The sequence below is a fragment of the uncultured Corynebacterium sp. genome (assembly GCF_902489365.1).
Lineage (GTDB): Bacteria > Actinomycetota > Actinomycetes > Mycobacteriales > Mycobacteriaceae > Corynebacterium.
Genome location: NZ_CABTZR010000071.1, coordinates 1 through 10855, shown reverse-complemented (window position 1 = coordinate 10855; position 10855 = coordinate 1). Strand labels below are relative to the sequence as shown.

Below are 10855 nucleotides of genomic sequence, written 5' to 3'. Positions count from 1 at the left end.
GGGCGTCCGCGGCCTGCGCATCGCCCGCGATAACGAGGCACTTTTGACCCGTCAGCTCGATGCCATCGCGCAGGCCGCAGAAAAGCGTGCTGATGGTGCTACCACTTGGGTCATGGCTCCCATGGTGGCCACGGCAGTCGAGGCAAAGTGGTTCGCCGAGCTTTGTCGCGAGCGTGGGCTCACGGCTGGCGCGATGATTGAGGTACCGGCTGCAGCCCTGATGGCGGATACTATCTTGCCGCACCTCGACTTCGTGTCCATCGGTACCAACGATCTCACCCAATACACGATGGCCGCTGACCGCCTATCGCCCCAGCTGGCCTACTTGACCGATCCGTGGCAACCGGCCGTGTTGCGTCTGATCCAGCACACCTGCGTGGTCGGGCGCGATAATAACGTGCCGGTGGGCGTCTGCGGCGAAGCGGCAGCTGATCCCATGCTCGCTTGCGTGCTGACTGGCCTTGGCGTCACCTCGCTGTCTGCAGCGTCGACCGCAGTTGCGGGCGTTGGTGCACAGCTTGCTGAGGTCACTCTTGAGCAGTGCCAGAAGATGGCGGAGGCAGCTATCAACGCCGAAAGCCCAGCAGATGCGCGGTCCGCAGTGATTGCGCTGCTGGAGGAATACCAGACTGCCTAGTAGCTCTAGCTTGGCTTAGGCTGCTGCTGATACAAGGGAGGTGTGGTTCCCCAAGAGGCCTCTCGGGAAACCACACCTCCCTAACGTGATCTTGAGGGTGAAACCGCCTACTTTTCTGAGGCGATAATCACGTCGATGCCGTGCTCGCGCAGGGCTTCGACGTAGGCGGTTGGAGCAGCGGCGTCCGTAATGACGACATCAATCTCATCGAGCGAGGCAAAGCTGACCAGATAGTCATTGCCGAGCTTCGACGAGTCGCACAAGACAACGACGCGATGCGCGTTGGTAACGAACGCCGACTTGATAGCTGCTTCCTGCGAATCCGCCGTGGATAGCCCATGGTCAATGGTCAGCGCGTTGGTGCCGATGAAAGCAACATCTGCGCGCATCAGCGCCATGGTGCGAAGGGCGGTATCGCCGACGACGGCCTGGGTGATCGCGCGCACCGTACCACCTAGGAGCTGCACCTCGGAGACACCATTGCTGGCCAGCGAGAGGGCAATCGGAAGGCTATTCGACACGATGCTGAACTGGCCAGCAGAGTAGCGCTGTCCTATGAGGTCAGCGAGGGCGTTGGTGGTAGTTCCGGCGTCGATGAAGATACTGCCTCCGTCGGGAAGCTGCTCTAGTGCGGCGCGGGCGATAGCCATTTTGGCGCCCGTGGCGGAACGCTGACGAGTATCGAGCGTAAATTCTGCAGTCTGGAACGATTGGGAAGCAACCGCACCGCCATGAACGCGGTGGACAACTCCTTCTCGGTCCAAGACCGCGAGGTCCCGGCGAATCGTTTCAGCGGTAACATCGAAGCGTTCGGAAAGCTCAGTGACATTGACTCGGCCTTCGACGGCGGTCAATGACGCAATTTGTCGGCGACGCTCTTCTGCGTACATAGTTCCTCCCAGTGAAGTTTGCCAGTGGTAGTCGCTGCGCCCGGCAGTGATATGAAGTGGGGCCGGGGCATGTGAGCGAAGAGAGCAACGAATGTTGCGGCGATGCTTCTATTGTCCCACTGAATGCGAACAAAACGGAACCAAACAAATAAAAGCTCACATTGCTGGCGGTAAACGTGCGAGAAAAACAATGCTTATACTGCATGTTTGCAAATGTGTGATGTCGGACGCTTAAGCGGTGCGATTCGGGCGTGTACACACACAAGGGGGTAAAAAGAAAAAATCCCTCCGTTCAGTTCGCCCGCACCGAGTGGAAATGAGCGGTGGTGTGGGCAACCGGTTGGGGGAGGGATAGCTGTGGCTAAGGGGCGCCTAGAGCTTGCGGAACACCGATACGACCTTGCCCATGATTTCGGCCTGGTCGCCCTTGATGGGGGCGTAGGCGTCGTTGTGGGGGAGGAGCCACACTCCAGAAGAATCGCGGTGGAACTCCTTGACGGTTGCTTCTTCGCCTTCGAGAAGCGCAGCGACGAATTCGCCTTCTTCGGCGACGGACTGGGAGCGGATAATAACCCAATCGCCATTGAGGATTCCGGCGTCCTGCATAGAGTCGCCGACGACCTGCAGCATATAAAGCTCGCCGCTTCCCAGGATTTCACCTGGCATGGGGAAGTAGCCGTCGATGTTTTCTTCGGCAGTGATAGGAGAGCCCGCGGCGATGCGGCCGACTACTGGGATGTAGTTCGGCGTTGCTGCATCCTCGGGGACGTCGGGAGTGGACTGCCCTGCTGTGGTGTTGGCCCGCCCGGCTTTGCGGCCCGGCTTCTTTGGATCGTCGGCGCCGGGGAAGTGGCGCACATCAACGGCGCGCGGCTTGTTTGGATCGCGGCGAAGAAAGCCCTTCTCCTCTAGCTGCTTCAACTGGTAGGCCACGGAAGACGTGGACTGTAGGCCTGTTGCATCGCCGATTTCACGAATGCTCGGCGGGTACCCGCGCAGCATGACAGCGTCATGGATGACTTCCAAGATGCGGCGCTGACGGGCGGAAAGTGAGTCGAGGGTAGGTTGGTCGCTTCGCTTCGGCTTGCGGGGCATTCTTACTCCTAGGGGCTATCGGTGTGCGCAAAACAGCGCGTCAGGTTGAGGCGTGCAGGACGCTGGTGGGCATCGCGGTGACGTCTCGTTGGTTGCTCATCGTGGCGTGCGCCGTATTGGTGTTTCCGTTTCCTTTTTAGCACGTAAAGAAAAAATGTTCGACTAACGCCGCCTGAATATGGACAAACTTTCGAGCGCCTGCTATAAATCGAACATACAGACAAAATCGAACGGTTGGTCGATGGAAGTGTTCGACGATGTCGAACCTCGCTCTTACACTTCAGACATCACCGCAATGAAGAAGAAGTCCTGGAAAGGAACCGTCATGGCCATTGTGCTCAATAACACCTCTGCTCTGCATGGAGTAACTTCCAAGAAGTCCGGAAAGCGCCCTGTGCTCGTCCCGCCCGCGGCCGTGTGGGAACCTGAGCGGTGCCCCTCGTTCGCGTTAACGCGTGACAGTGGCATGCCGCGTGTTCGAGCGCTCGAACCGAGGGATAGAACACAGAGGCGCACAGATCGAATAGGGGATTCCTCAGGTCCAAACCAGAGTATTGCGTCCCACCCTCGCCGTAGCGGCTCGAACGTAGGTAACTATGTTCTGGGAGCAGTCTTCGGCGCAGCGGTATTTATCGGCACCGTGTGGGGTGGTCTTAGTATTGACGGTGAGGTCCCTAACGCTAGCGGTACATCGCCCAAAGCGGTTGTTTCTTCGCGCTAGACTTCCCAAGGGGCCAGAAGGCGTCTGCGCAGCGGTCGAGAGGAAGGATACGGCACAATGTATTGCCCGTTCTGTCACAACGAACAGTCACGAGTCATTGACTCTCGCGTGATCGACAGTGGAACGTCAATCCGCCGACGTCGCGAATGTGCGGCATGCCGAGGCCGGTTTACCACCATCGAGAAGGCTGTCTTGTCGGTGGTTAAACGTAATGGCTTGGCCGAGCCTTTCAGCCGGGACAAGCTCATCCGCGGCGTGAAGCGCGCGTGCCAGGGGCGCGATGTTAGCGATGATGCTTTGAAAAAGCTTGCGCAAGAGGTCGAAGAAACCGTGCGCAGTCACGGATCTTCGCAAGTCAACGCCAACGATATCGGCCTTGCTATCTTGGAACCCCTGCGTGATCTCGACGAGGTGGCTTATCTGCGCTTCGCCTCGGTATACAAGTCTTTTGAGAGCGCCGACGACTTTGAATCCGAGATTCGCCTCATGCGCCGGCGCGACCGCGACAGCTTCTAGCCTTTTAGCGCAGCTTGTCTGCGGCTTTTTGGATTCTCCGCACGGACACTGCATGCGCGGTACCTAGGCGTTGTGCGAAGAGCGATACACGCAACTCCTCGATCATCCAGTAGATGTCCTTGACTTCTCGGGTCTTCTCGCGGCCGGCGGGCAGCGAGCGCAAACGATTGTTTAGATATGCCTTCGCTTCGTCGACATCGGCTTGGCGGTCGGCATCCCGATCGGGGTCTAGATTCATGTCCTCGAGCCTGATGCGCGCGGCTTGGATATAACGCGGCAGGTGGCGAAGGTGCTGCATGCCGTGCATAGTGATTGCATTCGGGGGCAGTAAGAACTTCAGCTGACCGCGAATATCATCGATTGCCGGCCCCTCCCACTGTTTGAGCTCAGCGTTGAGGTTCGAGAACTCTGCCAAACCAGGTGCGATCGCGACCACCGCCTGGCGGACACGGCCTGGCACTTCCGGTTTGACCGCGTTAAGAAGAGTGGTGAATTCACCAGGACTTCGCACCGGGCCGCCCTTTTCCATCATGATGTCGCGTACTGCGGCGACCCGAGCATCGTTGACGAGACCTTCGGCCCCGCCGTGCGGGTAGGCATCGACAGCAACCCGCTGCTGCAGGGGTAGGCCCTTGACCATATGCTGCGTGTTTACGGAAATCTCTCGGAGTAGCAGCGTCAGCGTGGTGGTGATCATGGAGGCGTCGGCAGCCGCCTTGGTTGGATGCACCTTCAGCGCCACGCCCTCCTTCGTAGCCACAAGCGCAGGATAAGCGGTGACCTCATGACCATCGACCACCGTGGTCACTTCCTCATCGATAGCGCCCAGCGTGTCTTCCGACCATTCCTTGACGGAAGCGGACTCGGCGGCGCGGCCGACGCGCGACACGGAGGATGAGATATGCCCGGCTTGGCGTTGCACGAGCGCCGTCAAATCGCGGTCGGAATCGATGATCTTGCCCCGCTTGTCCACTGCGGCAAAATTCATGCGCAAATGGGGCGGGAGCTGATCAGGGCGGAAATCAGCCGCGTTGATGCCCTGGCCGCCCATGTCCCGCAACACCGCGGCGAGCTGGTCGATGAGCGCTCCTTCATAGGGAAGGAGCTTGGGCAAGGCCCGTTCAGCGAACTCGGGGGCCGGAACCACAGTACGGCGCAGCGCTTTCGGTAGCGATCGAATCAGCTCAGTGACAAGCTCTAGACGCAGGCCGGGCACGAGCCAGTCGAATCCCTCAGTATCCAATCCGGCCAGCAGCGGAACTGGAACCCTGAGCGTGACGCCGTCAAGCGGGTCACCTGGCTCGAACTTATAGGACAGGTCGTAATCTATGCTTCCCTTCAACCACCGATCCGGGAAGGCGTCCTCAGTGACATCGTGGTCATCCTCGAGGAGTGCTTCTGGGTCGAAGTCCAGAGAATGCTTGTTTTTCTGTTTCTTCCACCACGAGTCGAAGTGCCGGGCAGTGGTCACAGATTCCGGGATGCGCGGATCGTAGAAGTCGAAAAGCGTGTCCTCGTCCACAACGAGGCCGCGGCGCCGTGCTTTTTCTTCGTATTCGGACGCCTCGGCAAGCTTGCGCTTGTTGTCGTGGAAGAAGTTATGGTGGGTGGTCCAGTCGCCGTCGACAAGCGCATTGCGGATGAACATGTCACGTGCCGCGACGGGATCAACGCGATGGTAGGGAACGGTTCGGTCGGCCACCACGGTGACACCGTAGAGGGTCGAGCGCTGGGTGACTACCGCGGAGCCCCGCTTGCGCGACCATGTCGGATCCGAATAGTTGTGCTTGAGCAGGTTTTTGGCCAGCTTTTCCACCCACGCGGGGTCGATGGCTGCGACGTCGCGGGCCCACAAACGTGAGGTCTCCACCAGCTCAGCCGCCATGAGAAACTCTGGCGGCTTCTTTGCTAGCGCTGATCCAGGAAAGATGAGGAAGCGGGTATTTCGTGCGCCAATGAACTCCTTAGAGTTTCCATCACGTGCGCCAATATTAGACAGCAAGCCAGATAGCAGTGACATATGGATGTCATCCGCGCGGCGCTCAGTGCTCTCCTGAGCCGTCCAGCCGAGCTGCTTAGCGACATCCCTGAGTTGTCGAACCAGATCAAACCACTCGCGGATGCGCATGTAGTGCAAGAAGTCAGCCTTCATCCGCTTGCGGAAAGCATTGCCGCTCATCTCATCGCGAGCTTCTTGGACAAAGTCCCACAGGTTGAGCATCGCCATAAAGTCTGAAGACTTGTCCTTAAAGCGGGCATGGGCCTGGTCGGCTTGGGCCTGTTTGTCGATGGGGCGCTCGCGCACATCCTGGATTGTCATGGCGGCAACGATGACCATGACGTCGTGGAGGCATCCGGAGGTGTTGGCTTCAACGAGCATGCGAGCCATGCGTGGGTCGACAGGGATGCGGGCAAGATCGCGCCCAGTGCGTGTCAGCACCGGCAGCCCATCTTTTTCCTTGCCCTCTAAGGCGCCCAACTCGTGAAGGAGGAGTAGACCGTCACGCACGGCTTTGGGCTCTGGGGCCTGGACAAACGGGAAATCAGCGATGTCACCGAGGCGCAGCGAAATCATGTGGAGAATAACGCTGGCCAGGTTAGTGCGCAGAATCTCGGGGTCGGTAAACTCCGGCCGAGAGAGGAAGTCCTGCTCGCTATACAGGCGGATGGCAATGCCATCGGCCACGCGACCACACCGGCCTGAACGCTGGTTAGCACTGGCTTGGGAGATCGGCTCGATGGGCAATCGCTGCACTTTAGTGCGGGTGGAGTAGCGCGAGATACGTGCGGTTCCGGTATCCACGACATAGCGAATGCCTGGCACCGTCAGGGAGGTTTCGGCGATGTTGGTGGAGAGCACGATGCGCCGCCCCTTGTGTGAACGGAAAACGCGATGCTGCTCCTGGTTGGACAGGCGTCCGAAGAGCGGAGTGACGTCCACGTTGCGCCAATGACGCCCCTCAATTGCTTCCATAGCATCGCGGATATCGCGCTCGCCTGGGAAGAAGCACAGGATATCTCCTTCGCCTTCCGCCATCAGCTCCTCGATGGCTTCACACAGGGCGTCCAGCGGATCGAGGTCAATGGTCTTTCCTCCCGACTCGTCTTCGAGGGGACGGTAGCGGATCTCTACCGGGTAGGTGCGCCCCGACACCTCGATGATCGGCGCGGGCTTCCCTGCAGCGTCAGCGAAGTGTTCGGCAAATCGCTCCGGATCAATCGTCGCGGAGGTGATAATGACCTTGAGATCTGGTCGCTTGGGGAGCAGCCTCTTGAGATAGCCGAGGAGAAAATCGATATTGAGGGACCGCTCGTGGGCCTCATCAATAATGATCGTGTCATAGGCGTTGAGGAAGCGGTCGCGCTGCATTTCCGCCAGCAGGATGCCGTCGGTCATGAGCTTTACGGCTGTGGTCGAGGAGACACGGTCATCGAACCTGATGGCGTAGCCAACGGAGTCCCCGATGGATTGGCCAAGCTCCTCTGCGATGCGCTCGGCGACGGTCCGTGCTGCGAGCCGTCGCGGCTGGGTATGGCCGATGAGCCCCCGGCGTCCACGGCCGAGCTCTAGACAAATCTTGGGAATTTGCGTGGTCTTTCCCGAACCAGTCTCGCCGGCAATGATGACCACCTGATTGTTCTCGATGGCCTCGGCGATATCGTCCCGCCGTCCGGTAACGGGAAGCTGCTCGGGGTAGGAAATCGACGGCACGTTTACGTCGATGGCGCTCACTTTTTCCTGGGCAGACGCAATATCAGCCCCGATAGCTGCAAGCGCTTTGGGGGAGCGAGCCTTGCGGAGGCGGCGGCGGAAAGCACGCTCATCACTCAAGGAAACTGTCGTGAGGGCGTTGTAGAGGTCTTCGCGAGTAGCAGTCATAGTCGACCTAGAAGTCTACTCGGAAGTGCTTTTCGCTCACAGGTCGAGGTGGAGATATTGGTACTCTCGTGGTGACTGTGCGAAAAGAGATTAAAGAAGGGTAGAAGTGTATGACCAATCCTTTTGATCCGAAACCGGATGATAACGGCTCCTACGGCGGGTTCGGCAGCAATCCGGGAAACAATCCGGGAAGCAACGCCAATAACCCCTCGGGAAACAACGGCGGTCTACCGCGGTATGAACCCACTACGCACCCAGAGGATCAGGCTGGCTTCGGCCAGTCCGGCAGTTACGGCAATTACGGTGGCGAGTCCTACGGCGCTCAGCCCTATGGTGGCAGCTCCTATGGCGCCTACAACGCCGGTCAGCCGGGATACGCCGGTGCAAGCTACGGAGGTGATTCCGGGTATGAGGGCCCTGGTCCGGGTGCAGGCCCTGCCTACACGGGCCCAGTCAGCGCCCTAGAGGCGATCAAATGGGGCTTCAAGGCTGCGCTGGGTAATGCGGTGCTGTGGGTGCTGGGTGCCGTCGTGGTGTTCTTGATTCAGGTTATTCCACAAGTTGGCATCAGCGTTGGCGAGCAGAACGCCGATGGTACGGGCGCGAGCGTCATGGTGAACCTCTTCTCCTTTGCCGTGTCTATCCTCGCCATCGTTATCTCTTTGATTGTGTATCGCTTGGCCTATCGCGAGATCGATAAGCCGAGCCCCACGTGGGGCACTCTTTTCCAAGGTGTTCGTTGGTTGCCGCCGCTTGTGGTGAACCTAGTCCTGGGTGTTCTTGGCGCTATTGCCCTCGTAATCGTTGTCGTCATTGTGTTTGCTGTGGGCTTCGGCGGGACCTCTGCAACGGATATGCAGAACATCGAGAACCTCGGAGACGGGGAGATGCTCGCGTTCGTTGGTTCCATGTTCGGTATTCTCGCTGTGCTCATGCTGATCGGACTGTTCATCCAGCCCTTCTTTACCCTCATGCCCTGGTTGGCAGCGGATACCTCCTCAGTCGGTGAGGCGTTCTCGCAGGGGCTCAAGCTAGGCAAGCAGAATTACAGCCACATTCTACTGTTCATCGTGCTTTCAGCACTTATGTTTGCCGCATCCTTCATCACGTTTGGCCTGGCGCTGGTCGTCGTCGCACCAGCTATGCAGCTGGCAACCGCGCACCTGTGCCGCCAGTGTCAGGGGCGTTATGCCCCCGCAGCCTAAACGCTAAGGGCTACACGTAGCGCATTAAACGCGCGCCGCCGCCCTGACTTTCCTCTTCGGATAGCCCTTTTCACAGAGGAGGGCCTAGACCGAGGGGGCGGGTCAGTGGCGGCTTTGGCGTTTGAGTGTCGCGCTGAGGCTGGCGTGTTGACCGGGGGAGCCACTAGGGAGACGAAAAGAGGGCCCGAGAGCGTTCGGCCGCGTCCTCAAATGCGCCGGTGACCAGTGTCCCGAAAGCGCGGTATTCATCGGCGCGGGCGGCAGAGGAACGAAAAACGAGCCCCACCTGGCGCTCCGCTGTTACCGAAGGGGCAAAGCGAGCAACGGCAAGCTGCGGGTTCTGGCATTCCGTAGCGAGTGCGGATTCAGGTACGAGTGTGGTGCCGAGGTTTCCCATGACAAGCTGCAAAATAGTGGTCAGTGATGAGGCACGCGTGACGGCGTTGGTGGCCTCGGAGGGGTTTACTTTCGCGCGGCGGCACAGGTCGAGGACTTGGTCGCGGAGGCAGTGGCCGTCATCAAGCAAGAGCAAATCGAGATGCTCGAGCTCCTCCAACGTAAGGTCGTCACGCCCTGCGAGTGGATGCACCGCTGGAGTTACTGCGGTGAAGGCCTCGGTGTAGAGAGGGATCTCCACCATGCCGGGAGCCTCAGTGGGTAGTGCAGCAACGGCTAAGTCAAGGTTTCCTTCGCGCAGCTTATCCAGAAGATGCTGGGTTTGCTCCTCGACGAAGCGGGGTTCCAAATCGGGGTAAGTTTCATCGATGGAACGCAATAGACCCGGCAAAATATAGGGCGCGATGGTCGGGATGATGCCGATGGTGAGGGGACCAGTGAGTGTGCCGCTGGCGCCGCGGGCTTGGCTCAGGAAGGCATCGGAGGCTTCGAGGGCTGCCTTGGCATAGGGGAGGAGCATCTCGCCGGTGGACGTCACGATGACCTTGCGGGTGGAGCGTTCAATGAGCTGCACTCCCAGTCCTTGCTCGAGCGCGACGAGGGCTTGGGAGAGCGAAGGCTGGGAGATATCGAGCTTGGCGGCCGCGGAGCCAAAGTGCTTGTTTTCCGCAATCGTGACGAAGGTACGCAACTGGGCGAGGGTCGGTCGATACTCCTTATTGTTCATGCCTATAACTCTAACACCTATAATTCGCGGAACCTATTGACGCGCGAAATCTTCCGTGGCATACTTAACAGGCGTACGGCTGCGTACCAGCTAAAAGGCAAAGTGGTGTGCGGTCGTAGAGATCTGCATCACTGTTGAGCATTGTTGTGACTATTGAAGGAGATGAGTCTTCTATGCCTATTTTGACTGTTGGCGAGAAGTTCCCGGAGTTCGATCTGACCGCGCTGAAGGGTGGCGACCTCCACGACGTCAACGCTAACCAACCGGAGGACTACTTCGAGCAGGTATCTCTGGACAAGTACCAGGGAATGTGGAAGGTTGTGTTCTTCTACCCGAAGGACTTCACCTTCGTCTGCCCGACTGAAATTGCGGCCTTCGGCAAGCTGAATGAGGAGTTCTTGGACCGCGATACCCAGGTCCTTGGCGGCTCCACCGATAACGAGTTCGCACACTTCAACTGGCGTGCAACCCACCCGGAGCTGAAGGAAGTTCCGTTCCCGATGTTCTCTGATATTCGCCACGACCTGATCCGTGCCCTCGGTGTGGAGAACGCCGACGGTGTTGCTGACCGCGCTACCTTCATCATCGATCCGGACGGTGTTATCCAGTTCGTGTCCGTGACTCCGGATGCTGTCGGCCGCAACGTGGATGAGGTTCTGCGTGTGCTGGACGCCCTGCAGTCCGAAGAGGTCTGTGCCTGCAACTGGGAGGCTAATGACCCGACCAAGAACATCGACAAGCTCGAGGTTGTTCAGTCCGCTCTGTAAAGCAGCAATAAGCACAACCGT

8 protein-coding genes are annotated in these 10855 nt (G+C 58.9%); 4 read left to right on the top strand and 4 right to left on the bottom strand.

The window, feature by feature from the left end:
* A partial coding sequence (locus tag RDN59_RS09680; RefSeq protein WP_308607658.1) for a putative PEP-binding protein occupies nucleotides 1-637 on the top strand: 637 nt, incomplete at its 5' end.
* 107 nt (nucleotides 638-744) lie between these two features.
* On the opposite strand, the gene RDN59_RS09675 is transcribed toward RDN59_RS09680, so the two are convergent.
* Both RDN59_RS09675 and lexA read right to left on the bottom strand, forming a co-directional pair.
* Nucleotides 745-1527 carry a DeoR/GlpR family DNA-binding transcription regulator gene (locus tag RDN59_RS09675; RefSeq protein ID WP_308607657.1) on the bottom strand — a complete coding sequence of 261 codons (783 nt, stop codon included), beginning with the start codon at nucleotides 1525-1527 and terminating at the stop codon, nucleotides 745-747.
* Nucleotides 1528-1899: 372 nt separating this feature from the next.
* Nucleotides 1900-2622, bottom strand: a complete 723-nt coding sequence (gene lexA / locus RDN59_RS09670; RefSeq protein WP_308607656.1) for a transcriptional repressor LexA — start codon at nucleotides 2620-2622, stop codon at nucleotides 1900-1902.
* Between the two features lie 778 nt (nucleotides 2623-3400).
* Here lexA and nrdR point away from each other — a divergent pair.
* Nucleotides 3401-3859 (top strand): transcriptional regulator NrdR, encoded by a 459-nt coding sequence (gene nrdR / locus RDN59_RS09665; protein WP_046648225.1) that lies wholly within the window; start codon nucleotides 3401-3403, stop codon nucleotides 3857-3859.
* A gap of 4 nt (nucleotides 3860-3863) precedes the next feature.
* Here nrdR and hrpA read toward each other — a convergent pair whose 3' ends face one another.
* On the bottom strand, nucleotides 3864-7739 hold the full coding sequence (hrpA, locus tag RDN59_RS09660; RefSeq protein ID WP_308607655.1) for an ATP-dependent RNA helicase HrpA: 3876 nt from the start codon (nucleotides 7737-7739) through the stop codon (nucleotides 3864-3866).
* Between the two features lie 110 nt (nucleotides 7740-7849).
* On the opposite strand from hrpA, the gene RDN59_RS09655 reads away from it, so the two are divergent.
* The gene (locus RDN59_RS09655) at nucleotides 7850-8944 is read left to right on the top strand and encodes a hypothetical protein (protein WP_308607654.1); all 1095 of its coding nucleotides are present in this window, start codon (nucleotides 7850-7852) and stop codon (nucleotides 8942-8944) included.
* 163 nt (nucleotides 8945-9107) lie between these two features.
* Here the strand turns inward: RDN59_RS09655 and RDN59_RS09650 are convergent, their stop codons facing one another.
* Nucleotides 9108-10067, bottom strand: coding sequence for a LysR substrate-binding domain-containing protein (locus tag RDN59_RS09650; protein WP_308607653.1), 960 nt, complete (start codon nucleotides 10065-10067; stop codon nucleotides 9108-9110).
* A gap of 173 nt (nucleotides 10068-10240) precedes the next feature.
* On the opposite strand from RDN59_RS09650, the gene RDN59_RS09645 reads away from it, so the two are divergent.
* The gene (locus RDN59_RS09645) at nucleotides 10241-10834 is read left to right on the top strand and encodes a peroxiredoxin (protein WP_070753995.1); all 594 of its coding nucleotides are present in this window, start codon (nucleotides 10241-10243) and stop codon (nucleotides 10832-10834) included.
* Nucleotides 10835-10855 lie beyond the last annotated feature (21 nt).